We start from the raw sequence: 25,463 nt of genomic DNA, 5'->3' as shown, positions 1-25,463 counted from the left end.
GTATCGCCCTTGCGGGCGCTTTCGCTGGCAAGCCAGCTCCTACAACAGCTCCGATAGCCGCAGCCAGGGGGCGGCAGGTCAGCTGCGGCGGTCGATGGCGGGCACCAGGCCCAGTTCCGTGGCGCGCTCGTACAGGCCGCTCATCCTCCATTGCTGGGTCAGTACGCCTGGGCCATAAGGGCGGGAGCCACCCAGGGCGTCGGCCAGCAGTTGCAGTTGCGCGCCCTCTTCCAGCAACAGGATGAATTCCGCCGTGGCCCGCAGGCCCTGCTTGCCCCATACCGTGGAGCCGCCGTTGGCTTCGAGAATCGCCAGGTTGAAGGGGTTCTGGGCAATGCTGTCGAGGATGAAGTCCACCTCGGGCTGGCGCCGGTCGATGTACACCGGCAGCTCCCGGGCCAGCTGGTAGCGCTGCACCGGCACATAGTGGAACGGCAGCGTGCGGTGGGTCTGGGCCCAGGCGCCCAGGTACGGCGAGTGCACGTGGGACACGGTGGTGATGTCGGCATGCTGCTGGAACAGCTTGGTATAGCGTCCCAGGCCGCCCTTGCCCTGGCCCAGGATAACCTTGCCGGCAAAGTCGGTGACCGTGGCCTGCAACGGTTTGCGGTAGTTCCACGGGCCGCCGTAGTTCACCGAGACCAGCAGTTCCTGGCCCGGTACCCGTTCCATGAAGCCCACGGTGCCGTTGGCGGTGATGGTCCGGGTTTCGCGGAACACGGTGAACGCCTGTTCGGCCTCCAGCAGCACCTGATCGATGAAGGCCTGCAGTTCCTGGGTAATGGGTTGTTCGTTGATCAATACGGTCATGGCGATTCTCCGGGTTCAGGCGCGGCGCTGGGCCAGCAGTTCATGGGCGGCGTGCAAGGGACGTGGGTCGACCCAGTCGGCAATGGCGAAATCCCGTTCCAGGAAGCCATGGCGATAGAGGAAGTTTTTCTGGATATCGAGGAACTCCAGGCGCTGCGGCGACAGGTCCGGCGCCAGGGTGGTGTGGAAGTCGCCGCGGTAGGCCTCATTCACCCCGGCACTGCCGGCCCGGGTTTCCTCTTCCAGGATGGCGTTCAGGGCCGGCCGGTTGTGGGCCGCCCAGTCGGCGGCGCGCAGGGTCTGGGCGAGAAAGCGCACCACCAGGTCGAAGTGATTGTCCAAGAGGCTCTGGTGCACGGTGATCGGCCGTGGCGTGCCGTTGTTGATGCGGTAGCGCGGCTCGGCGATCAGGTCCAGGTCGATGCCCACCACCAGCCCCAGGCGCCGCGCGGCATCGGCGGCGGCAGCCCCCTTGACGTAGACCGCGTCCACCTCGCCGCGCACCAGGTAGTCCAGGCCCGACCACAGGCGCTGCAACCCTTCCTGGGGCGAGGCGGCGCGCTCCTGGTCCTGCAATGCCACTTCCACCAGTTGCACGTCGTCGAAACCCAGGCCCGCCAGGCTCAACGCGCCTTTGTAGCCGTGCAGGCTCATGGCCCGGGCGATGCTGCCCGGGCGGTTTTCGCCCCAGGCCGGCAGCGCCAGGCGCTTGCCCTTGAGGTGCTCGGGGCGGCTGATGCCGGAATCCGGGCGCACCAGCAAGGTTTGCCATTCCTCGATCCAGGTCAGGCCGATCAGCCGGCTGGGGGAACCGGCGGCGCGGGCAGCCAGGGCCGGCACGTTGCCGCCCTCGCGAAACAGCCCGGGCAACTGATGATCGTAATGGTGATGGCCCAGTTGCCGGGCTTCCTGCAGGGTCGCGACCGGCAGGCCGTCGGCGGCAAACTCCTCGCTGAGCCAGCCCAGCTTGTAGGCGATCCCTGAAGCCGTGGGCACCGGGCAGCGGGTGAACCAGATCTGCTCCAGTTCAGGCTGGGCAGCGGACGTGGGCAATGTGGCGGCAAGCGTCATGAACGAGTTCCTGTGCAATGGCTGTTGCCAGGGCTATTGCAGCGCCCGTGCCAACCGGGCAAGGCCCCGGATTACGGGGTCTGGGCCGCTGCCCGCGAAACCGGTACCTCGCCGACTGCTGCCCGACCAGCAGCATTGCGCGGCGACTGCTGCTGTCGGAGCAACGGGCCGACGAGCATTGCTGCTGGAGCAGCAGCAGGCGTTTTGGCACCCATTGCGCACCCGCCCGCCAGCCTTGTCGCACAAGGCCTGCAACGGATTTTCAGCACACTGAAAAGGCCCTGGCGCAGAACTTGCTCAAACCTCCTCAGACCCAGCCCTTTTTCGTAGGAGCTGGCTTGCCAGCGAAGGCGTCGCCAGGACCGGCGCAAGGTTCAAGGGCCCCTTCGCCGGCAAGCCGGCTCCTACGGATCAGGTCGATACACACGCCCCTGGGGGCAGATTTCTTCAGATAGAGGTACCAGCATGAGTAGCGTTCAAGCCCTTCCTGTCACTCCGGTCCGTGTCCTGGGCAGCGAGGCCGAAGCCATCGCCGTGGCCCGGGAAATCGCCACGGAAATCGCCGCCATCGCCGCCGACAGCCAGGCCAACGGCCAGTTGCCGCGGCGCCAGGCGCAGTTGCTGTCCGACAGCGGCCTGACCGCCATCGGTGTACCCAAGGCCTTCGGTGGCCTGGGGGCCTCGGTGGCCACCATCGTCGAAACGGTACGCCTGATCTCGGTGGCCGATGGCGGTGTGGGCCAGTTGCTGCAGATCCACAACGTGATGCTGCGGGGCATCTTCAACGGTTACCCGGATGCCGTGCGCGACCGCGTGGTCAGCGACGTGCTGGCCGGCAAGCGCCTGGGCAATGCCCTGGCGGAGATCGGCGGCAAGAACAAGTTCGCCCTCAAGACCCGTATCGAGCGCCGCGCCGACGGCAAGCTGATCCTTAACGGCAGCAAGTTCTACTCCACCGGTTCCTACCTGGCCGAATGGATTTCCCTGACCGCCGCCAGCGAAGAAGGCGGCGCCGGGGTGCTGCTCAACCGCAACGCTCCGGGCCTGACCCTGGTGGACGACTGGCATGCCTTCGGCCAGCAGAATTCGGTCAGCGGCACGGTGCTGTTCGACAACATCGAACTGGACGAAGACTTTGTCTCGCCGCGCAAGGGCCCGATGAAACGCACCGGCCTGACCTTCCCGCAGATCCTCCATGCGGCCATCGACACCGGGATCGCCGCCGGAGCCCTGGGGGCCGCGGTGGACTACCTCAAGCAGCACGCCCGGCCCTGGGTGGAAAGCGGCGTCGACCACGCCAGCGAAGAGCCGCACATCATCAAGCAGATCGGTGAATACGCCGTGGCCCTGCGTGCTGCCGAATCCTTGCTGCGCGATGCCGCGCGGGTGTTCGACGAACACGAGCAGGACCCGGACAACAAGGAACTGCAGGACCAGCTGATCCTGTCCGTGGCCACCGCCCGGGCCCATTCCGACAGCGCCTCGCTGAAGATCTCCAGCGACATCTTCTCGCTGTTGGGGGCCAGTTCCTCCCTGAGCAAATGGAACCTCGACCGCTTCTGGCGCAATGCCCGGGTGCACACCACCCACGACCCGATCCGCTGGCGCCTGCACCACGTGGGCAACTACTACCTCAACGGCGTCGACCCGGGCGAATACACCGCGATCCTCAACGCCAAGGAGCAACAGGGCGCGACCCGCCCCGCACCCTGACGCCGCCGTAGGCGGTGGCTTGCCAGCGAAAGCGCCCTCAAGCCCGGCACAAGGCTGGCGGCCTCTTCGCCGGCAAGCCGGCTCCTACCCAAGCGGGTGCATCACGTAACCCTGTAGGAGCTGGCTTGCCAGCGAAAGCGCCCTAAAGACCGGCCCAAGGCTGGCGGGCCTCTTCGCCGGCAAGCCGGCGCCTACCCACAACCACGGCATCACGCACACCCTAGGCGCTGGCAAGTCTGCTCCTACGGGGGTGGCCGATTTTTTGAACGAGCCCTGCATGATCGAAAAACACCCTCTTTTGCGCGCGCTGGCGATCTACCGGGAAGTGCCCTGGCGCTTCACCCTGGTGGCGCTGCTCTATGTCGCCGTCAACCTCGGGCTGGTCTGGCAGCAGTGGCTGATCGGCCATGCGGTCAACGATGTCAGCAGCGGGCAGGCGGTAAAGCACCTGGCCGACGGCAGCCTGGATGCCAGCCTGGGCTGGTACTGGCTGTGGCTGCTGCTGGCGGTGGCCCTGGGCCGCGGCCTGTTGCAGTACGCCGCCACGGTGTTGTCCCTGGTGCTCAGCCAGGAACTGCTGACCCGCCTGCGCGAGCGCATCCTGCAGCAGGTCCAGGGCCTGCACCTGGGCTACCACTGGCAGCACGGCATGGGTGAAATGATCACCCGTACCACCCGCGATGCAGACAAGGTCCGCGATGCCCTGATCAGCTTCTGGCGCCAGGTGGTGGAAACGCCCCTGGTGGTGCTGGCCACGGTCGGCCTGCTGGCCTGGTACAGCCCCTGGCTGGCGGTGGTGCCGCTGCTGCTCACCGCCTGCGGACTGTGGATCTTCGTGCGCCAGACCGAGCACCTGGTGAGCCTGGACCGCGCAGTGGGCGCTGCCTACGACCGGGTCAACCAGGACCTCAGCGAGGGCATCGGCGGGGTGCGGGTGATCAAGTCCTTCGCCCTGGAGCACAGCCGCATCCAGGGTTTTGCCGCCCAGGTCGGGCTGTTCGCCGAGCACGCGCGCCGGGCCCTGGCCTATTCCAGTTCGCGTATCCCCCTGCCCCAGGCCGTGGTCGCCCTCAGCCACGTGTGGATCCTGGTCTACGGCGCTCATCAGGTGGCGGCCAGGCAGCTGGGGATCGGCGAGCTGGTCAGCGCCCTGCTGATCGTCACCACCCTGGTGTTTCGCATCGAAGGCATCGGCCGGGTGATGCAGACCTTTGCCGACGCCCGCTCCAGTGCCGAGCGCATCTGGCAGTTGCTGGACGAGCCGCTGCACATCCGCAGTGGCAACGCCCGGCTGCCCCAGGCGCCCCTGGGGTTGCGCCTGGAGGGGGTCAGCGTCAGCGCCCCCGGCGGTGGCCGGAAGATTCTCGATGACTGCTCCCTGAGCCTTGAGCCCGGAGAGGTGGTGGCCCTGGTGGGCGCCACCGGCACCGGCAAGAGCCTGTTGGCCAGCCTCCTGCCGCGCCTCACCGAAGCCGGTGCCGGCCGGGTGCTGCTGGGCTCGGAACTCAGCGGCTGGCAGGACGTGCGCGACCTGGACCTGCAACAGCTTCGGTGCCGGGTGCATGTGGTGCCCCAGGAAAGCTTCCTGTTTTCCGACACCCTGGCGGCCAACCTGCGCCTCACGGCCCCCGACGCCAGCCACCGGCAGCTGCGCCAGGGCCTGGCCCTGGCAGCCGCCGAAGACGTACTGGAACGCTTGCCCCAAGGGCTGGACAGCCGCCTCGGCGATCGCGGGGTCACCCTCTCCGGTGGCCAGCGCCAGCGCCTGAGCCTGGCCCGGGCGCTGCTGGGGGAGCCGGACATTCTCTGCCTCGACGACGCCACCAGCGCCCTGGACGCCATCAGCGAACGCCAGGTGCTGGACAACATCCGCCAGTTGCGCCGAGACCAGGGCCGGGCCACCACCTTGCTGGTGATCTCCAGCAAGCTCTCGACCATTCTCCTGGCGGACCGGGTGTTGCTGCTGCAGGACGGGCGAATCCGTGCCAGCGGCCGCCACGCCGAGCTGCTCAAGACCAACGCCCACTACCGCGACCTGCTGGGAGTCGACCATGGCTAATCCAATCGCCGGCAAGGCCCTGAGCGATATCGAAATCGAGGAAATGCTTGCCCGCCAGGCCCTGGACCGCAGCATGCTGTCGCGCCTGCTGCCCCTGCTGCGGCCGATCCGCGGCCCGATCCTGACGGTGATCGGCATCGAGTTGCTGCTGGTGTTCACGGTGTTCCTGCGGCCCTGGTTCGTGCGCGAACTGCTGGACCGCGGGCTGGTCCCGGACCAGGGTCACTGGCTGCTGGACGAGTCCCTGGTGCTGTGGCTGGGCCTGGGGCTGGCGGCCAGCTGGCTGGGGCGCTTCGTCCTGGCCGGGCTGTCGCAGTTCGTCGCCGGCATCGCGGCGATCCGGGTGCTCAACGACCTGCGGGTCAAGGTCTTTGCCCATATCCAGGCCCTGAGCGTCAGCTACTTCGACCAGACCCGCGCCGGGCGCATCATTTCCCGCGCCGACCGCGACGTCGACAGCCTGGAGCCGCTGCTGATCCAGGGTCCGCCGGAGCTGCTGGGGGCCCTGCTGCGCTGCGCCCTGGCGGCGCTGATGCTGTGGCGCATCGACCCGCGCTTCTTCCTCAGCCTGGCGGCCACGGTGCCGCTGCTGGCGCTGGCGACCTGGGGCTTCAAGCGCATCTCCCAGCGCAACTGGGCCAGGGTCGCGGAGAACCGCAGCCGCTTCACCGCGCACCTGGTGGAAAGCGTCAGCGGCGCGCGCATGCTCCAGCAATGCGGGCAGCAGGAACCCAACCTGCAGCGCTATCGCGGCCTGCTGGATGACTTCAACCAGGCGCTGATCCGCGGCAGCCTGCGCTCCAGCTGGTTCGCCCCATTCACTGCGCTGCTCAGCACCGCCGGCATGGCCGCGCTGCTGCTGGTGGGCGGCTATGGGCTGGCCGATAACCAGATCAGCGTTGGCCAGATGGCGGAAAGCCTGTTCTACGTGTTTCTGTTTCTGGGCCCGTTGCAGGAGCTCTCTGACCTGTTCGAACGCTACGCCACCGGCTCGGCCTCGGCGCAGCGGATCTTTCTGCTGCTGGACACCCGGCCCCAGGTCCTCGACCCGGCCCAGCCCCAGCGCATGCAGCGGGCCCGGGGCGAGGTCGGTTTCGAACAGGTGCGGTTCGCCTACGACCCCAGGAGCAAAAACGCGGTGATCCAGAACCTGGACCTGCAGATCAAGGCCGGCGAAGTGCTGGCGATTGTCGGCCCCTCGGGCCATGGCAAAAGCACCCTGGTGCAGTTGCTGACCCGTTTCTACGACGTTCAGGGCGGCGCCGTGACGCTCGACGGCGTGGACATCCGGCACCTGGCCCAGCACGACCTGCGCCGGGCCGTGGGCGTGGTGCTGCAGGACAATGTGCTGTTCAGCGGCACTATCCTCGACAACCTGCGCCTGGCAGCCCCCGGCGCCGATGATGCAACGCTGATTGCCGCGGCCCGGGAGCTGGGGGCCGACGAGGTGCTGGAACGCCTGCCCCACCAGTACCACAGCGAGGTCGGCCCCCTGGGTGGACACCTGAGCCATGGCCAGCGGCAACTGGTGTGCCTGGTACGGGCCTACCTGGCCAACCCGGCGGTGCTGGTACTGGACGAAGCCACCTCGGCGGTGGACATCCACACCGAGCGGCGCATCCAGCGCGCCCTGCGCCGGCTGTGCCAGGGGCGCACGGCGATCATCATCGCCCACCGCCTGGCGACCATCCGGGACGCCGACCGGATCGCGGTGATCCGCCACGGCCAACTGGTGGAACAGGGACCGCATCAGCAGTTGATCCGGCAGAACGGCGCCTATGCGGCGTTGTACCAGGCCTATCTGCGTAGCGCCGACCAACCCGGCGGCGCAAACCCCGCGGCCCCTTTCGCCGGCAAGCCGGCTCCTACACAAGCACCGCCGGTATCGCGCCAGCTGTAGGCGCTGGCTTGCCAGCGAAGGCGCCCGCAAGGACAGCACAAGGCTCAAGGGCCTGTTCGCCGGCAAGGAGGCGCTGGGTTGTTGCGCGCTCAGCAGCGGTTGCTGCCGGGGTGCTGCTACAGCAGCACCAGGGCCCTGCGCGAGGCCGGCTGAAGCCACCGAACCCCCGCCATGGTGGGCTGCGACGGCCATGGCATGGCCGTTGCAATTACCCCCTGACAGGCGTCTTCGCACCCGCGCGGCGCAACGGGTTACTGAATCAGGAGCACCCATGAGCACTGAATTTTTCTGGCGCCTGCCGCTGGGCACCGACGGCCCGCAGTTGAGCACCGACAAGCACAATCGCGGCAACCCCCACCCCCGCGCCGGGCATATCGCCCCCGGGCGCCTGGCCAACGGCGAGCCCGACGGTTTCACCTACATCGACTACATCGCCCAGGTGGCCAAGGCCGCCGAGCTGGCGGGCTTCGAAGGCGCCCTGCTGCCTACCGGCCCCGAGCCCTGGGTGGTGGCCGCGGCCCTGGCCCGGGAAACCCGGCGCATCCGCTTTCTGATCGCCTTCCAGGCCACCTGGACCCTGCCGGCCTACGCCGCCCAACAGGCGGCGATCCTGCAGAACCTCAGCCACGGCCGCCTGGACTGGAACATCATCACCGGCGGCAACCCGGTCAGCCAGCGAGCCAATGGCGATTACCTGGACCACGACCGGCGCTACCAGCGCACCGGCGAGTTCCTCGACATCATCCAGGGCCTGTGGCAGAACGAACGCTTCTCCTATGACGGCGATATCTACCAACTGGAGAACGGCGCCCTGCCCCCGGGCCTGCAGCAGGAGCGCAAGCCGGGGGTGTATTTTTCCGGTTTCTCCGATGCGGCCCTGGACGTGGCGGCGCGGCACGCCGACGTCTACCTCAACTGGGCCGAGCCCATCGACCAGCTCAAGCCCCACATCGAGCGAGTTCGCGAGCTGGCGGACAAACAGGGGCGCACGGTGCGCTTCGGACTGCGGGTCGATCTGTTCGCCCGGGAAACCGAAGAGCAGGCCTGGGCCGACCTGCGCCGTCAGTTCGACAAGCTCGAAGGCAAGGGCAGCCTGATCGCCAAGAACTTCACCAGCGGCTCGGATTCGGTGGGCGCAGCGCGGCAGACCGCCTACCACCAGAACGTCGACCGCTTCGACGACCTGATCCTCGGCCCCAACCTCTGGGCCGGCTTCGCCAAGGCCAAGCCGGGGCCCACCGTGGGCCTGGTGGGCAGCCACCAGAACGTTGCCGAGCGCCTGGCGGAGTACCGCGATGCCGGTTTCTCCACCTTCATCCTGGCGGGCAACCCGCACCTGGAAGAAGCCCTGCGCATCGGCCAGGAAGTCCTGCCCCTGGTGCAGCAACGCCCCGTCGCCCAGACGACGCCGCTACAGGCCCGCGCCTGAGCCTATAAGGAGCCCGTTCATGTCCCATCCTCTGGATACCCTCTGGTACACCCGCTGCCCGGTCCCCACGGGCCTGGGCATTGCCGTGCAGAAAGGCTGGCTGCAAGACAGCCTCGGCGCCCTCGGCACCCAGGTGCAGTCGCTGCGCGAGTCCAGCGACCAGGCCGTGCGCGAGTCGCACTTCGATCACAGCCTGCGCAACTCGGTGCGCCACGGCGGCAGCATCCCGGCCCTCTGGGCCCGGGCCCAGGGCCGGGAAACCCGGCTGATCGGCCTGTCCTGGGCCGATGAGGTGCAACTGATCCTGACCCGTGCCGACAGCGGCATCCACCGCATCAAGGACCTCAAGGGCCGACGCTTCGGCCTGCCGGACTGGGCCGGCGCACAGATCGACTTCACCCGCGCCCAGGCCCTGCGCGGCCTGGAAAACGCCCTGGGCCTGGACGGCCTGCAAGTGGGCGACCTGCAACTGGTGAACTACCGCTACGGCGGCACCTTCAGCGACCCCCAGGTGCAGACCCTGGCCGACACCCCGGTCAGCGCCCAGCCCAGCAGCGGACGCAACCTGGAACTGCAGGGCCTGCTGCGAGGCGAAGTCGACGCGATCTTCCTCAAGGGCGCCAGCGCCGCCCGCCATGCCCACGAGTTCGGCCTGCGTACCCTGATCGACACCGGCGCCCACCCCGACCCGCTGATCCGCTGCAACAACGGCACACCGCGCACCCTGACGGTGGACAGTCATCTGCTGGAGCAGCACTTGGACGTCGCCACCGGGATTCTCGGCGCGGTGCTGCGGGCCGAAGACTGGGCCCGCCACCACCCGGAAGACACCCGCCGCTACCTGGCCCGGGAAACCAACAGCAGCGAGTACTGGATCAGCGCCGCCTATGGCGAGGATGCCCACCTGCGCCTGCGCACCGGCCTGGAAGAACAGGCCATCGACGCGCTGCAGGATTTCAGCACCTTCCTGCGGCGCTGGCGCTTCATCCCGCAGCAGGTGGATGTGCGCCAATGGATCGACCGCCGGCCGCTGGATGCGCTGCTGGCTACCCCTACCGCTCTGGCCGGCTGACCGCGCCAGGTTTCATGGATTCGAACTGAAGACCCTTATGAGCAAATCACTCGATACCCTCTGGTACACCCACAGCCCGGTGCCCACCGGGCTCGGCATCGCGGTACAGTCCGGACGCCTGGCAGAGGCCTTCCTGCCGTTCGGCACCAATATCCAGTCCCTGCGCGAATCCAGCGAACGCGAAGTGCGCGAGGCCCACTACGACCACCACCTGCAGAACTCGGTGCGCCACGGCGGCAACATCCCGGCCATCTGGGCCTACTCCAGCGGCGTGCAGACCCGGGTCCTGGGCTTGTCCTGGAGCGACGAGGTGCAGTTGATCCTGACCACCGCGGAAAGCGGCGTGAAGAGCATCCGCGACCTGAAGAACCGGCGCTTCGGCCTGCCCAAGTGGGCCAACGTGCAGATCGACTTCACCCGGGCCCAGGCCCTGCGCGGCCTGGAGAACGCACTCAGGTTAGAAGGCCTGGAAGTGGCCGACGTGGAACTGGTGGACTACCCCTACGGCGGCACCTACAGCGACGAGCAGAAGCAGCACCTGTACGGTTCCGAAGTGAGCCTTGGGGTGACCCGCTTCAGCCGGCGCAACAACGAACTGATCGGCCTGCTGCGGGGCGATATCGACGCGATCTTCCTCAAGGGCGCCCACGCCGTGCACCTGGCCAACGAGTTCGGCCTGCAGGTGGTGGTGGACACCGGTTCCCACCCCGACCCGCTGATCCGCTCCAACAACGGCACCCCGCGTACCCTGACCGTGGACACCCACCTGCTGCGCGAGCACTTCGACGCCAGCGTGAAGATCGTCGACACCGTATTGCGCACCGAACAATGGGCCTGGGCCAACCCCGAGGAAACCCGGCGCTTCCTGGCCCGGGAACTGAACACCAGCGAGTACTGGGTGGCGGCCGCCTATGGCGAGGATGCCCACCGACGCCTGCGCACCACCCTGGATGCGCGATCCATCGAGGCCTTGCAGGACTTCACCGATTTCCTGCATCGCTGGCAGTTCATTCCACGGCGTTTCGACGTGCGCGAGTGGATCGACTTCAGTGTGCTGGAGGCGGTCATCGGCTCCACCTCTCGCGTGGCGGTATAACCCCACGAACTGACGGTGGAACCCGTAGGAGCTGGCTTGCCAGCGAAGGCGCCAGCCCAGGCGATGCATGTCTCGCGGGCCTCTTCGCCGGCAAGCCGGCTCCTACGGGCTTGGGGGGCCGGTGCTGGCGCAGCAACAGTCCAGCGGGCAATCGGTGCTGCTCCAGCAGCACCAGCCAAGCAACTTCTGCTGAATCCTGCGCAGGATGTTTTAAACCTCTGGCCCGCAACTTTTCACGCCTGCCAAACCCCTCTCTAAAACACTCAAACGAATTTAAATTAATCCTTGTTTTTCAATGGCTTGATCAAACTAACGCTTACCCATAAAACCCACTAAGCCTCTTGGCACGTTCTCTGCTCTAGCCCTCTTAGCGAAACTTTAAATGGGGGAGTTCAACATGCATAAGCTTAATCCGATCACCAAGAGTCTATGGCTGGCACTGGCGCTCACCGGGGGCACATTCAGCCAGGGCCTGCTGGCCGCTGAAACCACAGGCACCGACACCACCGGGAACAGCAGCGAACCCGCCCTGAAGACCGTCACCGTCACCGCCCAGCACCGGGAGGAAACCCTGCAAGAGGTTCCGGTGGCGGTGTCCGCCGTACAGGGCACCAGCCTGGTGACCGACGGGGTGCGCAACATGGGCGACATCACCACCTTCATCCCCAACGCCTCGGCCAAGAACCCCGACGGCGACGGCCGCCCACGCTGGTACATCCGCGGCCTGGGCACGGGCGACACCGGGGCGGCCACGGTGTTCCCGGTGGGCATCTACGCCGATGATGTCTACCTCAACGCGCCCATCGCCGGCGGCGGGCCGCTGTTCGACCTGGAGCGCATCGAGATCCTGCGCGGGCCCCAGGGCACCCTGTACGGCAAGAACACCACTGCCGGTGCAGTCAATGTGATTTCCAAGAAGCCGACCTTCGACACCGACGGCTACGGCACCCTGGGCATCGGCAGCAAGAGCGAGCGCATCCTCAATGGCGCCATCGGCGGTGCCCTGGTGGATGACAGGCTGGCGGCGCGGCTGTCGCTGTATTCGGAAGAACGCGACGGCTTCCAGAAGAACCTCACCGACGACCATACCTACGGCGACGTCGACAAGAAGGCCGTGCGCCTGCAGTTCCTGGCCAGGCTCAACCCGGACCTGGACGCCCTGCTGAAGATCCACGCCCGGGAATACAAGGGCGACGGCAGCAACGGCTCGCTGCCGGTGGGCCGTTACTACAACGTCGGCTACCAGCGGCCCGACGGACGCAACATCGCCCTCAACGTCAACGAGGATGCCAAGCTCGATCACGACGGTACGTCCCTGACCCTGAACTGGCACCTGGGGGACTACACCCTGACCTCCATCAGCGCCTACGACTACATTCGCGGGCAGTCCACCAGCGACGCCGACTACACCCCCTACGAGGTCAACGGCGCGGCCATCAGCGACAACCGCTACAACCAGTACTCCCAGGAACTGCGCCTGGCCTCGCCGCAGCAGGAAACCCTGCGCTGGCTGGCGGGGGTGCACTACTTCCATGAGGACCTGGACAGCTCGGCCAAGCGCCTCATCACCCCGGGCCCCACGCCCAACGGCACCGGCTCCAACCAGACCGGCGGCGCCACCGACTTTCGCGACCTCAACTACCAGCACACCACCGACAGCTACGCGCTGTTCGGCAACCTGACCTACGACTTCACCGACAACTTCACCGTGACCGGCGGCCTGCGCTGGACCCAGGAAAAGAAAGACATCGACCTGGACCTGACCCAGCTCACCCGCGCCACCGCCAACGGCCCGCTGATCCCCCTGGGCGCCGCCGGCAGCAATGGCAGCCGCGACGAGAGCAAGACCTGGGAAGCCTGGACCTACGATCTGACCCCGGAATACCGGATCAACGACAACGTCCGGGTGTTCTTCCGCTACGCCCACGGTTTCCGTTCCGGGGGCTTCAATACCGGGCTGTCCACCAGCCTGGCGCAGTTGACCACGGTGGACCCGGAGAAACTCGACGCCTACGAGATCGGCCTCAAGTCGGAATGGTTCAACCATCGCCTGACCGCCAACGCCAACGTCTTCTACTACGACTACTCGGACATCCAGGTGAACCTGCTGACGGTCAACAACGGCGTGCTCACCACGGCCCTGACCAATGGCGCCAAGGGCAAGGTCAAGGGCGCGGAACTGGAGCTCGAAGGCCAGCCCACGGACTATCTGCACCTGCGGGCGGCGATCTCGTTCCTGGATACCGAGTACACCGACTTCAAGAACACCAACCCCAACACCGGCGCGGTCACCGGCGACTACAGCGGCAACAGTTTCGTGCGCTCGCCGCGCAACGTGGTGTCCCTGGGGGCCGACTACACCATTCCCCTGGAGATCGGCGGCAAGCTGGTGGCCGGCGGCGACGTGAGTTTCCGCGACAAGGAGTACTTCCTCGCCGACCGCCAGAGCAGCGCCGACAAGACCCTGAGCCAACCCCACTACACCCTGGCCAACACCCGCCTGACCTGGTTCAGCCCGGATGAAAAGCTCAGCGTCACCGGCTTCGTCAACAACCTCACCGACCGCCGCTACCAGGTCCATGGCCGGCCCAACGGCACCCTGGGGCAATACGTCATCACCTACGGCGACCCGCGCACCGTGGGCCTGAGCGTCACCAGCCGCTTCTGAGCCCCGCGGCAGGCCACCCGAACCCTGATTTCCGGGCCGCCGGTATCGCCCACCACCGCACCCACCCTGTAGGAGCCGGCTTGCCGGCGAAGAGGCCCGCAAGCCTTGCGCCGTCCATGACGACGCCTTCGCTGGCAAGCCAGCGCCTACAGGGGCGATTGGGGTCATTCATTTCACAAGGAATCCAAAGATGTTCCATCGCAATCCGTTGGCCGGCGCCGTGGCGCTGGTCGTCGGCAGCCTTGCCGTGCCCGCGTTCGCTGCCCAGACCTCAAGCAATGCCCCCGGCGCCAGCGCCGATCACCTGGACACGGTGGTGGTGCTGGGCACCCGGCGCAGTGATGTAACGGCCCTGGAAAGCGCCGCACCGGTGGACGTGCTGTCCGCCCAGCAGTTGCAGCAGACCGGGGCCAGCGACCTGTCCGGCGCCCTCACCGCCCTCTCGCCTTCGTTCAGCTACCCGCAGTCGCCCCAGGGCGCCTTCGCCGGCTCCATCGCCCAGGGTGCTTCCCTGCGCGGCCTGGCGTCGGACCAGGTGCTGGTGCTGGTCAATGGCAAGCGCCGCCACACCAGCGCCAACGTCACCCGCCAGAGCCTGGTCAACGGCCGCGGCGCCGCCGCGGTGGACCTGAGCCTGATCCCCCTGAGCGCCATCGAACGAGTGGAGATCCTGCGCGACGGCGCCGCCGCCCAGTACGGCTCCGACGCCATCGCCGGGGTGATCAATATCGTGCTCAAGGAAAAGGACGACGGCGGCAACCTCGGCTATCGCTTCGGCGGCTACGACAAGGGCGATGGCCTGCAACGCAAGCTCAGCGGCTGGAAGGGCTTGAGCCTGCCCAACGACGGCTTTTTGACCCTGAGCTTCGATGCCGGCAGCCAGGACCCGGCCAGTGACACCAACCCCGACAACCGGATCTTCTACCCCGGCTCCACCAGCACCCAGACGCCGCGGGAGCAGAACAACCGCTACCGCACCTGGCGCTGGGGCTCGGGCAATGTCTCGGACCAGTACAACTTCGCCGCCAACAGCGAGTTCGGCCTGGGCGAGGGGCTGACCGCCTACGGTTTTGCCACCTACTCCCACAAGAACACCGACGCCGAAGGCTTCTTCGACCCGCCCACCACCTTGCGCAACAACTACGGCAGCGACGCCCTGCAACGCTACCCCGACGGCCGCCTGCCGATCACCCGCTACTCGCTGGAGGACTATGCCCTGACCGGTGGCCTGCGCTACGAGGACGAACGCCTGGGCAAGTTCGACCTGGCGCTGAACCACGGTGACAACAGCCTGAAATCCGCCGACCGCAACGCCATCAACCCCAGCTGGGGCGAGGCCAGCCCGGCGAAGATCTACACCGGCAAGCGCGAGGCCGACCAGACCAACCTGACCCTGGACTGGGTGCGGGACTTCCCCACCGACCTGCTGTTCAAGCCCCTGACCCTGTCGGCGGGCCTGGCCTGGCGCCAGGAGAACTACGAACTGAGCGCCGGCGAAGCGGCGGGCTGGCAGAACGGGCCGCTGTTCAATACCGTGGACCCGGTCACCGGGCGGCGCATTCCCGGCTACTACTCGGGCATTACCCAGGTCGACGCCGCATCCCTTGAGCGCAAGGTCTGGGGCGCCTATATCGACGTCGAAGGCCAGATCACCGAGAAATTCCAGGCCGGGGTCGCGGTGCGCACCGAGCACTACTCGGATTTTGGCGACACCACCAACGGCAAGCTGTCGCTGCGTTACGACTTCACCCCGCAGCTCGCCGCGCGGGCCACCGCCAGCACCGGCTACCGGGCGCCGTCCCTGGTGCAGAGCGGGTTGTCCTCGTTCAGCGTGCAGGTGGTGGAGCAACCGCCGGGCAGCGGCAACTACGTCGAGGTGCAGCAACGCACCCTGCGCGCCGACAGCCCGGAAGCCAAGCTGCTGGGGGGCAAGGCGCTGAAGCCCGAGGAGTCCACCAACTACTCCCTGGGCCTGGTCTGGCGGCCGCTGGCCAACGCCTCGGTGACCCTGGATGCGTACCGGATCAACATCGACAACCGCATCACCCTGTCCGACCAGTTGCCGGCCTCGGTGGTCACGCCGATCTTTGCCGGCACCCCTTACGCCAACATCCAGAGCGCGGCGTTCTACACCAATGTCGCCGACACCCGCACCGATGGCGTCGAGCTGACCGGCAACTACCAGCTGGACCTGCAGCAATGGGGGCGCCTGAACCTGTCCAGCGGCTACAGCCAGAACAACACCCGGATCACCGCCCTGCGGGACGTGGGCAACATCGCCGGTTCGCAGATCGTCGGCCGCACCACCCAGGGCCTGATCGAGGACGGCACCCCGAAGAACAAGCTGACCCTGAGCGCCAACTGGCTGTACGACAGCTGGGGCCTGACCCTGGCGCAGCGCCGGTACGGGCAATGGAAGAGCCTCAACGCCAGCAACCCGACCCTGGACCAGACCTTCAGCGCGCAATGGGTCACTGACCTGGACATCAGCTACCACTTCGACAAGGCGCTGAAGCTGTCGGTGGGCGCCATCAACCTGTTCGACACCCACCCGGACAAGGCATCCGGGGCACAGTTGTATGGCGTGCCGAAATACTCCATCACCAGCCCCGAGGGCGCCCAGGGCGCGTTCTACTACACCAGCCTCAGCTACGACTTCTGAGGCCGGACTGCTGCCGGGGTGTTGCCCTGGCAGCAGTGGCTGCTGCCCAGGCATCAGTTTCGCTGGCACGCCAGCGCCCACAACCCACCCACACGCCGCTCCTCCCCTAGAAGCCGGCTTGCCGGCGAACAGGCCCGCAAGCCCTGCATCGCCCCGACCGACGCCTTCGCTGGCAAGCCAGCTCCTACAGCCGCCAGATACATCCCGCAGGCCCGCCCGCCCCGTAGGAGCCGGCTTGCCGGCGAACAGGCCCGTAAGCCTTGCACCACCCCAGCCGACGCTTTCGCTGGCAAGCCAGCTCCTACGAGCGCGCGATGGCACAGGTCTTGCGATAGGCATCGGGTACTTCGCCGATATAAGAACCGCCATGGCTCATTCCTTGCGCTGCACGCTCACCTCCCTGACCTGGCTGGTCTCGCCCCTGGCCCTGTTGATGCTCTGGACCCTGGTGGCCCAGGCCGGGATCTTTCCACGCAACCTGCTGGTACCGCCGGCCCAGGTGCTGCACACCTTCGAAACCCTGCTGGCCAGCGGCGAGTTGCTGGAGCATTTGCACAACAGCCTGTCGCGCCTGGGCCTGGGCTTTGCCCTGGGGGCCCTTGGCGGCCTGGTGTTCGGGGTGCTGATGGCCCTGTCCAAGACCGTCGAGGCGTACTGCGCGCCGCTGTTCCATACCCTGCGGCAGATCCCCAGCATCGCCCTGATCCCGATGTTCGTGCTGCTGTTGGGCATCGATGAAACCTTCAAGATCGTCATCGTCGCCAAGACTGCGTTCTTCCCCGTGGCCCTGGCCGCCAGCGAGGGGGTCAAGGCCATTCCCCGCAGTTACTTCGAGGTGGCCGACGTCTACCGCCTGCGCTGGCCGACCCTGGTGCGCCAGATCGCCCTGCCCGCCGCGGCGCCACCGATCATCACCGGCCTGCGCATCGGCCTGACCCGCTGCTGGGTGGTGCTGGTGGCCACCGAGCTGCTGGCCGCCGACAGCGGCCTGGGGCAGATGATCGAGATGGCCCGGCAGATGCTGCGCATCGATGTGGTGATGGTGGGGATAGTGGTCACCGGCGTGATCGGCTTTGTCCTGGACTTCTCCTTCCGCCGCCTGGAACAGCGCGTGCTGCGCTGGCAAACCCGCTAGGAGCCCTTGCATGACGACTCTACTGGCCAAGTTTCGCGGCCTGCTGCTGCCCCTGCTGCTGATCGGCGGCTGGGAATACCTGTCCCGCCAGGACGCCGCCGGGGCCTACGCCTTCGTGCCGCTCTCCACCATCGCCAGCGCCTTGCTGGAACTGCTGGGCAACGGCGAGTTGCCGGTCAACCTGCTGGCCAGCCTGGGCCGGGCCAGCGGCGGCCTGCTGCTGGGCACCCTGGCCGGGGTCATGCTGGGAGCCCTGATGGCCCTCTCGACCCTGGCCAACCGACTGATCGGCCCGCTGTTCCATTCGATCCGCCAGGTGCCGATGCTCGGCTGGATTCCGCTGATTGCCATGTGGTTCGGCAACGGTGAGTTTTCCAAGATGCTGATCGTCAGCCTCGCGGCCTTCTACCCCATGGTGCTCAACACCTACCAGGGCTTTTGCCAGGTGGAACGGCGCTACCGCGAGGTCGGCCAGGTGCTGGTGCTAAACCCGGCGCAGCGGCTGCGGCACATCCTGCTGCCGGCGGCCCTGCCGAGCATTGCCACCGGCCTGTTGCAGGCCCTGGCCTTTGCCTGGGTGACAGCGGTGGGCAGCGAGCTGTTCCTGTCCTCCGGGGCCGGCCTGGGCAACCTGATGATGAACGCCGAAGCCGGCTCACGCATGGAAGTGATAGTGCTCTGCGTGCTGTGCATCGGCCTGTGCGGCTACCTGATGACATTGCTGCTGACCCTTCTGAGCCGCCGCCTGCTGCGCTGGCGCCCTACCCGTTAAGGCCTCCCCATGAATGCGATCGCCCAACACGCCCCGCTCCCCACTCATCTCCACGCCCGGACCGGGGCCCTACAGATCCGCGGCCTGAACAAGAGCTACCGGATCCAGGGCCAGGCCCTGCCGGTGCTGCAAGGCATCGACCTGGACGTCCAGCCCGGGGAGTTCGTCAGCATTGTCGGTGCCAGCGGCTGCGGCAAATCCACCCTGCTGCGGCTGATCGTCGGCCTGGAGGGTGACTATGAGGGGCAGATGCTGCTGGACGGCAAGCCAGTGACCGGCACCAGCCTGGAACGGGGCATCGTGTTCCAGGACCATCGGCTGTTTCCCTGGATGACCCTGGCCCAGAACATCGCCCTGGCACTGAAGAACCACCCCTTGTCCGAAGCCGAGAAACAGCGCCGGGTGGCTGAGCACATCGCCCTGGTCAACCTGCAAGGCTTCGAGCAGGCCTACCCCCATCAGCTCTCCGGCGGCATGGCCCAGCGCGGCGCCATTGCCCGGGCGCTGATCAACCAGCCCAAGGTGCTGTTGCTGGACGAACCCCTGGGGGCGCTGGATGCCCTGACCCGGGTGCGCCTGCAGCACGAACTGCAACGTATCTGGGTGCAGCAGCGCTGCACGGTGATCATGGTCACCCATGACATTGAAGAAGCCCTGTACCTGGGGGACCGGGTAATCGTCATGGACGCGCATCCGGGGCGGATCAAGCATGAGATCCGCGTCGACCTGCCCCATCCCCGGGACCGCTCTTCACCCGTGTTGCAAGGCTACAAAGAGCAGTTGCTGGAGGAACTGGTGGGGCATTGATCGTCCCGGCACCCCGGCGCTGCGCCGGCTCCTACGCAGGTAGCGCCGCGATTACGCCGGGGCCGTAGGAGCTGGCTTGCCAGCGAAGGCGCCCGCAGGGGCGGTGCAAGGCTTGAGGGCCCATTCGCCGGCAAGCCGGCTCCTACGGGGGCGCCGCCGGTGTCGCGCCGGGCCCACCGGCGGGCCTCAGGCGTGGGACCAGCGGCGATGCAGGCCACGGGCCAGGGCGTCGAGGGCAAAACCCAGCACGCCGATCAGCAGCACCATGGCCATCAGTTCCGAATAGGCCAGGCGGTCCCGGGTGTCGAGGATGAAGTAGCCCAGGCCGGCGCTGACCCCGAGCATTTCGCAGGGCACCAGGACGATCCACAAGATGCCGATGGACAGCCGTACCCCGGTCAGCACATGCCCCAGCACCCCGGGCAGGATCACCTTGCGCAGCGTCTCCCAGCGGGTGGCGCTGAGGCTGCGGCTCAGTTGCAGCCAGCGCGGGTCCAGCTGGCGCACGCCGGCCGCGGTGTTGAGCAGGATCGGCCACAGCGCGGCGAACGCCAGGAGGAAGTAGATCGGCTGGTCCCCTACCCCCATCAGCATCACCACCACCGGCATCCAGGACAGCGGCGAGATCATCCGCAGAAACTGGAACGCCGGGGTGGTGGCTGCCTCCAGGTGCCGGTAGCTGCCCACCAGCAGGCCCAGGGGCACGCCGATCAGCAAGGCCAGGAGCAAACCCACCAGGATCCGCTTGAGGCTCACCAGCACATGCTCGTACAGCTCGCCACGCCCCAGCAGTTCCAGCAGGCTGGCGAAGGTCGCCTCGGGGGAGAAACGCGCAGCCAGGCCGTTGCCATCGCCCAGCAGGTGCACCCCCAGCCACCAGCCCAGCAGCAGGCTCGACAGCCCGGCAAGCCCCAGGAGCCAATGGCTCAGGGAAGAAGGTTGCTTGCCCATCAAAGACCGAACTCCTCGCTGCGCTCGAAGCTGTCCGCCAGGCCGAAGGCCTTCAGCCCGCCCACCGAGGCGATGGCGTTGCGCACGAAGCGATCGTCCACCAGGTCCTTGGCGGTGTGTGCCGGGTCAAGGCCGGCCAGAAAGCCCTTGTCGCCCTCGATCAGGGTGTCCTTGAGACGCTTGACCAACTCTTCGGTGTAGCTGGGGAACGGATACGGCTGGAAGTCGATGCGCTGCTCGTCCCAGTGGCTGTGCTGGATCGCGCCGCTGGCCAGGTAGGCCTCGCGGTCGGCCGCCGCCGGCGCCAGCACCCGGTTGAGCACCTGGGGCGCATGGGGCGTGTAGCGGTTGGCGCCATCCTTGGACAGCAGTTGCGCGGCCTCGGCGCGGTGGTCGCGGGTCCACAGCTGGGCCTTGACGATGGCGTTGACCACCTTCTGCGACCATTCGGGACGGTTGTCCAGGTCATGCTCGTGCATGAACACCACGCAGCAGGCGTGGTTGCGCCACACATCCCCGGTAAAGCGCTGCACCCGGCCCACCTTGAGTTCCTCGGCCAGGGCATTGAACGGCTCGGCGACGATGTAGCCGGCAATCCGCTTGCTGGCCAGGGCTGGCGGCATGTCCGAAGGCGGCAGCACCACCAGGTTGACCTCGTTGGCCCCCAGGACACTGCCGGCGGCCTTGCTCACCGGCACCAGGCCGTTGTCGCGAAACAGTTGCTGCACCACCACGTTATGGATCGAATACCAGAACGGGATCGCCACCGACTGCCCCGCCAGTTGCTTGACCTCGGTAATGCCCGGGGCCACGGTCAGGCCGGAACCGCCGACGTGGTTCCAGGCCACCACCTTGGCCGGCACCCGGCTGCCGTAGCGGGCCCAGACGGTCATCGGCGACAGCAGGTGAATCACGTTGACCTGCCCGGAAATGAACGCCTCGATCACCTGGGCCCAACTGCGCAGCAGCACCGGGCGCTCGGCCTTGATGCCCTCGGCCTCGAACAGGCCGTTGTTGTGGGCCACCAGCAAGGGCGTGGCGTCGGTGATCGGCAGGTAGCCGATGCGCACCGGCGCGTCCGGTTCCTGGGCGGCGCGGGCCTGCAGGCTGTTGAGCAGCGGCAAGGCGCCGCCGGCAGTCAGCAGCGCGCTGAGCTTGAGAAAGTCACGACGGGTATGAGTGAAGTCGTCCAGGCACATGGTCAATCTCCGACGGTGCAGGCAAAGGGGAAGTGTGGGGGTTGCGGCTCGCCCGCCGAAGGGTCTTGAGAATCTCGATGCGCAGCGCGCCCAGTTCCTCGATCCGCTCGGCGCGCGGCGCCGGCAGCTCGATGTGCCACTGGCCGAGGGTGCGCGCCGGGCTGTTACCCAGTAGCAGTACCCGATCGGACAGCAGCAGGGCTTCGTCGATGTCGTGGGTGATCAGCAGCGCCGCGGTGCGGTGCTGGCCGATCACCTTGAGCAGCAGTTGCTGCATGTCGGCGCGGGTCACCTCGTCCAGCGCGCCGAAGGGTTCATCCAGCAGCAGCACCTGGGGCTGGCGCGCCAGGCAGCGGGCCAGTGCGGTGCGCTGGGCCATGCCGCCGGACAGTTGGGCCGGATAGCGCTGGCGGGCGTGTTCCAGGCCCACTGCGGCAATCGCCTGGTCGATGCGTTCCTTGCGCTGGCGCGGGCTCAGGTGCGGCTGGCGGGCAAAATCCAGGCCGAAGGCGACGTTGTGCTCCAGGTTCAGCCAGGGCAGCAGGCTGGGGTCCTGGAATGCCACCGCGACCCGCGGATGAGGGCCGTCGAGGGGCTCGCCCAACAGGCTGACCTGCCCGGCGTGGGGCTTCTGCAGGCCGGCCAGGACCCGCAGCAGGCTGGATTTGCCGACCCCGCTGGGGCCGAGAATGGACACCACCTCGCCGGCCTGCAGGTGCAGGTCGAAATCCTCCAGCACCGTGTGCCAGCCTTGCGCCGCGGGGTAGCCGAGGCTGATCGCCTGTGCGTTCAACAGGCCGCTCATGCTGCCGCATTCCGCGCCTGGCGTTGCAGTTCGGCGCGCAGTTGCACCAGGCTCGGAGTGACGATGGGCACGAAGGCCGACTCGCGCCAGCGCCGGGCAAAGCCGCTGCCGAACTCGCTGAGGTAGGCCTTGCCGCCGCTGGCCTGCAGCTCCAGTTGCACGGCGTTGGCGGTGGCTTCCGCCAGGGCGATGCGCACCCGGAACAGCGCCCCGGGCTGGCTCAGGAAGCGCCCGTCGAGCAGGCCGCTCTTGAGTTCGCCGACGGTCTGTTCCAGGTGCTGGCGTTGTTCCAGCAAGGGTTCGTGGAGGATCGAACGGGCGCCCTCGACGTGCTTTTCCACCTCGCTCAGGGCCCGGCGCGCCAGGCCGATGGCCAGGGCGCATTGCAGGCCGAGAAAGGCCGGGCGCACCGCCGGCAGGAACACTCGGGCATCCTCGTGCAGCAGCCAGTCACGGGCCACCGCCACCTGGTTCAGTTCCAGGGCAGCGGTGTTGCTCGATTGCAGGGCCATCAGTTGCAGGTCATCGGAGCGCTGCAACCCGGGCAAGGCATCGGGGATCGCCAGGATGAACGGCGCGCCGCCCTCCTCGCGCTCGATGGCCGCCGCCACCACGAACCCGCTCTTGCGCAGGTTGGTGACCCAGTGCAAACGACCGTTGAGGCTCCAGCCCTGCTCCTGTTCCCGGGCCCGGACCTGCAAGGCCTCGATCCCCGAGAGAAACTTCATGGCATTGGACAGCCCGGTGGCACCGGCCAGCTCGCCGCTGAGCAACGAGGGCAGCAGGCGCTGGCGCAAACCGGCATTGGGGCTGTGCAGCAGGTATTCGATAAAGGCTCGCTGGCCCCAGCAGACAAAGGCCGCCGCCAGGGAATGGCTGGCCACGCTGGCCATGACTTCCAGAGCATCGGTCAGGTCGCCGCCGCTGCCGCCCTGAGCCGGGTCGATACCGACCCGCAGTACCTCGGCGCCCGCCAGCCGGGCGAGGACCTGCTGCGGGTCGCACTGGCCCTGGTCGAGTGCCTGGGCCTGGGCATCCAGCCATTCACTCAATTGCGCATCGAGCATGTGGTTTTCTCCTTGAAAGGGGGCGCCGCGCAACCGCCGGCGCCCTGGCTCATTGACCTTGCACTGACCAGCGATACTTGGCCAGCTCGGGGTTCAGTTCAGTGCCGGCGAACACGTTGGCGAAGTTGCACAGGGTGGCCAGGCTGATGCCCAGGATCACTTCCAGCGCATTGCCTTCGCTGTATCCTGCCGCCTTGAACTGGGCATAGCCGGCGTCGCTGACCTTGCCCCGGGTGGCGATCACTTCCCGGGCAAATGCCGCCAGGGCTTCCAGCCGGGCTTCGGGCAAGGTGCTCTGCTCGCGCAGGGCGCTGACCACCGGGTCCGCAAGTTTGGCCTTGTTCAGGGCCACCGAGGTATGACCTGCGACACAGAAATCGCAGCCATGGGTGGTGGCGGCCACCAATTGCACCACTTCACGCTCCGCCAGGCTCAACTCGGCCTTGCCGTTGAGGGCGGACACCGTGACGTAGGTTTCCAGGGCCGCCGGGGCATTGGCCAGGATGCCCAGCAGATTGGGGATAAAGCCCGAGTTCTTCAGCGCGTTCTCAAGAAAGGGCCGAGCGGCTTCTGGAGCCGTGTGCAAGGTGTGTAGAGTGACGCGGGACATGGAGTGGACTCCTGCTGTGTAGGTGTGCGTCAAGTCTGTTGGTTATAAGAATTCCGATCCATATTCTAAAGTAGCGATTACTTGCTTCTGAGTGTTTCCCTTAGATGATTTCGTCAAGCCCACTGGTTGATTGGTTATTAGAAGGCCTGGAACTCGATGCCAGCCTGTTTCACGTCGGACGCTACTGCGGAGGCTGGCACGCCAGCACCCAGGGCCTGGCCCGGGCCAGCTTCCACCTGATCGTCCAGGGCCATTGCTGGCTGCATATCGACGGCGCGCCCCAGGCCCTGCGCCTGGATGCCGGGGACGCGGTATTCCTGCTGCAGGACCTGGGCTACCGGCTGTCCAGTGCCCAGCAGGCTGAAGCGGCGCAGCAACTGCCGCGCACGCCCATGGTGCCCCTGGAGCCGGGAGCCCAGGACGGTGTGGGGCTGGTCTGCGGCTTTTTCCATTTCAAGCCCGGGCTGTCCTCGCTGATCATCGACAGCCTGCCGGGCTGGCTCATCCTGAGGGCCGGCGACCCGTCCCTGAGCGCCGCCCGGGCGCTGTTCCAGCTGATTCTCGAAGAATGCCAGCGCACCCCGGCGCCCTCCTCGGCGCTGCTGGAACGCCTGAGCCATCTGCTGTTTTTGTATGTGCTGCGCCAACAGGTCAACGCCAACCAGGACCTCGGCGGCCTGGTGGCCCTGGCCCGCCACCCGGGGTTTGCACCGCTGCTGGAGCAGTTGATCCAGCGCCCCGGAGAAGCCTGGCCCCTGGAAAGCATGGCGGCCCTGACCGGGCTTTCGCGCTCGGCGTTCTTCAAGCGGTTCAATGAACTGGCCGGGCAATCCCCGGGGCAGGTACTGCTGGCCCTGCGCATGCGCCACGCCTGCCAGTTGCTCAAGGCCAACCAGACAGTGGAGCAAGTGGGCGCCGCCGTGGGCTATCAGTCGATCGCCGCCTTCACCCGGGCCTTCACCAAGGCCGTGGGCCTGCAGCCCGGGGCCTATCGCAAGCAGCACGAAGGGCGCTGAAACGCGCCCCGAATGTACTCAGCGGCGATGGGCCAGGGCCCGCACCAGGCGGTCGCCGCAGCTCTGTACCCCCTGTACCAGCAGCACCAGGACCAGCACCGTGGCCACCATGATCTGGTTGTTGAACCGCTGATAGCCGTAGCGGATCGCCAGGTCCCCCAGGCCGCCACCGCCGATGACGCCGGCCATGGAGGAAAAACCGATCAGCATCACCAGGGTCAGGGTCAGCCCTGCCAGCAGGGCCGGCAAGGCTTCCGGCAGCAGCGCCTTGAAGATCACATGGCCGATGTGCCCGCCCATGGCCAGGATCGCCTCGACCCGACCGCGGTCCACTTCATCCAGGGCGTTCTCGACGATCCGCGCAAAAAACGGAAAGGCGCCGATGGTGATGGGCACCACCGCGGCAGTGCTGCCCAGGGTGGTGCCCACCACCAGCCGGGTCAGGGGGATCAGCGCAATCAGCAGCACCACGAAGGGCAGCGAGCGCCCCAGATTGACCAGCCCGCCCAACAGCCGGTTGAGCCTTGGCATGGGGTACAGGCCGCCCTTGCGGCTGATGAACAGCAGCACCCCCAGGGGCAGGCCGATCAACAGGGTGAACAGCGAGGCCAGCAGCACCAT

20 protein-coding genes are annotated in these 25,463 nt (G+C 67.1%); 12 read left to right on the top strand and 8 right to left on the bottom strand.

The features are described 5' to 3' along the window. Window positions 1-78: 78 nt before the first annotated feature. Both AC1RCO_RS04900 and AC1RCO_RS04895 read right to left on the bottom strand, forming a co-directional pair. Window positions 79-810 carry a class II aldolase/adducin family protein gene (locus tag AC1RCO_RS04900; RefSeq protein WP_492617454.1) on the bottom strand — a complete coding sequence of 244 codons (732 nt, stop codon included), beginning with the start codon at window positions 808-810 and terminating at the stop codon, window positions 79-81. 15 nt (window positions 811-825) lie between these two features. Further along, window positions 826-1,881 (bottom strand): ABC transporter substrate-binding protein, encoded by a 1,056-nt coding sequence (locus tag AC1RCO_RS04895; protein ID WP_019094953.1) that lies wholly within the window; start codon window positions 1,879-1,881, stop codon window positions 826-828. Between the two features lie 465 nt (window positions 1,882-2,346). Here AC1RCO_RS04895 and AC1RCO_RS04890 point away from each other — a divergent pair, with 465 nt between their 5' ends. From AC1RCO_RS04890 to AC1RCO_RS04840, 11 genes are all read left to right on the top strand, one after another. Further along, on the top strand, window positions 2,347-3,594 hold the full coding sequence (locus AC1RCO_RS04890; RefSeq protein ID WP_011061455.1) for an acyl-CoA dehydrogenase family protein: 1,248 nt from the start codon (window positions 2,347-2,349) through the stop codon (window positions 3,592-3,594). Between the two features lie 277 nt (window positions 3,595-3,871). Continuing rightward, window positions 3,872-5,653: an ABC transporter ATP-binding protein gene (locus tag AC1RCO_RS04885; RefSeq protein WP_492617453.1), complete on the top strand. Its 1,782-nt coding sequence runs from the start codon at window positions 3,872-3,874 to the stop codon at window positions 5,651-5,653. Beyond that, window positions 5,646-7,553: an ABC transporter ATP-binding protein gene (locus AC1RCO_RS04880; RefSeq protein WP_492617452.1), complete on the top strand. Its 1,908-nt coding sequence runs from the start codon at window positions 5,646-5,648 to the stop codon at window positions 7,551-7,553. Before AC1RCO_RS04885 ends, AC1RCO_RS04880 begins: the two co-directional genes overlap by 8 nt. A gap of 271 nt (window positions 7,554-7,824) precedes the next feature. Next, window positions 7,825-8,982 (top strand): LLM class flavin-dependent oxidoreductase, encoded by a 1,158-nt coding sequence (locus AC1RCO_RS04875; protein ID WP_492617451.1) that lies wholly within the window; start codon window positions 7,825-7,827, stop codon window positions 8,980-8,982. Window positions 8,983-9,001: 19 nt separating this feature from the next. Continuing rightward, entirely contained in the window at window positions 9,002-10,054 is a 1,053-nt protein-coding gene (locus AC1RCO_RS04870; RefSeq protein ID WP_492617450.1) for an ABC transporter substrate-binding protein, read from the top strand. 37 nt (window positions 10,055-10,091) lie between these two features. Further along, window positions 10,092-11,150: an ABC transporter substrate-binding protein gene (locus AC1RCO_RS04865; RefSeq protein WP_019094957.1), complete on the top strand. Its 1,059-nt coding sequence runs from the start codon at window positions 10,092-10,094 to the stop codon at window positions 11,148-11,150. A 397-nt stretch (window positions 11,151-11,547) separates the two neighbouring features. Next, window positions 11,548-13,818: a TonB-dependent receptor gene (locus AC1RCO_RS04860; RefSeq protein ID WP_404672656.1), complete on the top strand. Its 2,271-nt coding sequence runs from the start codon at window positions 11,548-11,550 to the stop codon at window positions 13,816-13,818. Window positions 13,819-14,008: 190 nt separating this feature from the next. Further along, complete coding sequence (locus tag AC1RCO_RS04855) at window positions 14,009-16,480, top strand: TonB-dependent receptor plug domain-containing protein (protein ID WP_072441736.1); 2,472 nt, start codon at window positions 14,009-14,011, stop codon at window positions 16,478-16,480. A 367-nt stretch (window positions 16,481-16,847) separates the two neighbouring features. Then, entirely contained in the window at window positions 16,848-17,615 is a 768-nt protein-coding gene (locus AC1RCO_RS04850) for an ABC transporter permease (protein WP_065364136.1), read from the top strand. Between the two features lie 10 nt (window positions 17,616-17,625). After that, complete coding sequence (locus AC1RCO_RS04845; protein WP_015635737.1) at window positions 17,626-18,387, top strand: ABC transporter permease; 762 nt, start codon at window positions 17,626-17,628, stop codon at window positions 18,385-18,387. Window positions 18,388-18,396: 9 nt separating this feature from the next. Then, window positions 18,397-19,194: an ABC transporter ATP-binding protein gene (locus AC1RCO_RS04840; RefSeq protein WP_220222709.1), complete on the top strand. Its 798-nt coding sequence runs from the start codon at window positions 18,397-18,399 to the stop codon at window positions 19,192-19,194. A gap of 186 nt (window positions 19,195-19,380) precedes the next feature. Here AC1RCO_RS04840 and AC1RCO_RS04835 read toward each other — a convergent pair whose 3' ends face one another. The 5 genes from AC1RCO_RS04835 to AC1RCO_RS04815 are packed head-to-tail and all read right to left on the bottom strand — an operon-like array spanning window position 19,381 to window position 23,826. Next, window positions 19,381-20,145, bottom strand: coding sequence for an ABC transporter permease (locus AC1RCO_RS04835; protein ID WP_011061467.1), 765 nt, complete (start codon window positions 20,143-20,145; stop codon window positions 19,381-19,383). Next, entirely contained in the window at window positions 20,145-21,344 is a 1,200-nt protein-coding gene (locus AC1RCO_RS04830) for an ABC transporter substrate-binding protein (RefSeq protein ID WP_492617449.1), read from the bottom strand. The genes AC1RCO_RS04835 and AC1RCO_RS04830 overlap by 1 nt, the downstream gene beginning before the upstream one ends. Further along, window positions 21,310-22,149, bottom strand: a complete 840-nt coding sequence (locus AC1RCO_RS04825; RefSeq protein ID WP_011061469.1) for an ABC transporter ATP-binding protein — start codon at window positions 22,147-22,149, stop codon at window positions 21,310-21,312. The genes AC1RCO_RS04830 and AC1RCO_RS04825 overlap by 35 nt, the downstream gene beginning before the upstream one ends. Beyond that, window positions 22,146-23,216, bottom strand: a complete 1,071-nt coding sequence (locus tag AC1RCO_RS04820; RefSeq protein WP_011061470.1) for an acyl-CoA dehydrogenase family protein — start codon at window positions 23,214-23,216, stop codon at window positions 22,146-22,148. Before AC1RCO_RS04820 ends, AC1RCO_RS04825 begins: the two co-directional genes overlap by 4 nt. A gap of 49 nt (window positions 23,217-23,265) precedes the next feature. Continuing rightward, window positions 23,266-23,826, bottom strand: a complete 561-nt coding sequence (locus AC1RCO_RS04815) for a carboxymuconolactone decarboxylase family protein (protein WP_015635738.1) — start codon at window positions 23,824-23,826, stop codon at window positions 23,266-23,268. Window positions 23,827-23,930: 104 nt separating this feature from the next. Here AC1RCO_RS04815 and AC1RCO_RS04810 point away from each other — a divergent pair, with 104 nt between their 5' ends. Next, window positions 23,931-24,842, top strand: coding sequence for an AraC family transcriptional regulator (locus tag AC1RCO_RS04810; protein WP_011061472.1), 912 nt, complete (start codon window positions 23,931-23,933; stop codon window positions 24,840-24,842). An 18-nt stretch (window positions 24,843-24,860) separates the two neighbouring features. Here AC1RCO_RS04810 and AC1RCO_RS04805 read toward each other — a convergent pair whose 3' ends face one another. After that, window positions 24,861-25,463, bottom strand: coding sequence for a methionine ABC transporter permease (locus AC1RCO_RS04805; RefSeq protein WP_169891845.1), 603 nt, complete (start codon window positions 25,461-25,463; stop codon window positions 24,861-24,863).

This window comes from Pseudomonas sp. GW823-FHT03E05, from assembly GCF_058796855.1.
This window is presented reverse-complemented; position numbering and strand designations above follow the sequence as displayed.

Coding starts and splice junctions, on each gene's coding strand:
- AC1RCO_RS04830 (WP_492617449.1), bottom strand. CDS start 21,344: ATGTGCCTGGACGACTTCACTCATACCCGTCGTGACTTTCTCAAGCTC.
- AC1RCO_RS04825 (WP_011061469.1), bottom strand. CDS start 22,149: ATGAGCGGCCTGTTGAACGCACAGGCGATCAGCCTCGGCTACCCCGCG.
- AC1RCO_RS04900 (WP_492617454.1), bottom strand. CDS start 810: ATGACCGTATTGATCAACGAACAACCCATTACCCAGGAACTGCAGGCC.
- AC1RCO_RS04890 (WP_011061455.1), top strand. CDS start 2,347: ATGAGTAGCGTTCAAGCCCTTCCTGTCACTCCGGTCCGTGTCCTGGGC.
- AC1RCO_RS04840 (WP_220222709.1), top strand. CDS start 18,397: ATGAATGCGATCGCCCAACACGCCCCGCTCCCCACTCATCTCCACGCC.
- AC1RCO_RS04885 (WP_492617453.1), top strand. CDS start 3,872: ATGATCGAAAAACACCCTCTTTTGCGCGCGCTGGCGATCTACCGGGAA.
- AC1RCO_RS04855 (WP_072441736.1), top strand. CDS start 14,009: ATGTTCCATCGCAATCCGTTGGCCGGCGCCGTGGCGCTGGTCGTCGGC.
- AC1RCO_RS04805 (WP_169891845.1), bottom strand. CDS start 25,463: ATGGTGCTGCTGGCCTCGCTGTTCACCCTGTTGATCGGCCTGCCCCTG.
- AC1RCO_RS04880 (WP_492617452.1), top strand. CDS start 5,646: ATGGCTAATCCAATCGCCGGCAAGGCCCTGAGCGATATCGAAATCGAG.
- AC1RCO_RS04850 (WP_065364136.1), top strand. CDS start 16,848: ATGGCTCATTCCTTGCGCTGCACGCTCACCTCCCTGACCTGGCTGGTC.
- AC1RCO_RS04865 (WP_019094957.1), top strand. CDS start 10,092: ATGAGCAAATCACTCGATACCCTCTGGTACACCCACAGCCCGGTGCCC.
- AC1RCO_RS04810 (WP_011061472.1), top strand. CDS start 23,931: ATGATTTCGTCAAGCCCACTGGTTGATTGGTTATTAGAAGGCCTGGAA.
- AC1RCO_RS04845 (WP_015635737.1), top strand. CDS start 17,626: ATGACGACTCTACTGGCCAAGTTTCGCGGCCTGCTGCTGCCCCTGCTG.
- AC1RCO_RS04860 (WP_404672656.1), top strand. CDS start 11,548: ATGCATAAGCTTAATCCGATCACCAAGAGTCTATGGCTGGCACTGGCG.
- AC1RCO_RS04875 (WP_492617451.1), top strand. CDS start 7,825: ATGAGCACTGAATTTTTCTGGCGCCTGCCGCTGGGCACCGACGGCCCG.
- AC1RCO_RS04835 (WP_011061467.1), bottom strand. CDS start 20,145: ATGGGCAAGCAACCTTCTTCCCTGAGCCATTGGCTCCTGGGGCTTGCC.
- AC1RCO_RS04870 (WP_492617450.1), top strand. CDS start 9,002: ATGTCCCATCCTCTGGATACCCTCTGGTACACCCGCTGCCCGGTCCCC.
- AC1RCO_RS04815 (WP_015635738.1), bottom strand. CDS start 23,826: ATGTCCCGCGTCACTCTACACACCTTGCACACGGCTCCAGAAGCCGCT.
- AC1RCO_RS04820 (WP_011061470.1), bottom strand. CDS start 23,216: ATGCTCGATGCGCAATTGAGTGAATGGCTGGATGCCCAGGCCCAGGCA.
- AC1RCO_RS04895 (WP_019094953.1), bottom strand. CDS start 1,881: ATGACGCTTGCCGCCACATTGCCCACGTCCGCTGCCCAGCCTGAACTG.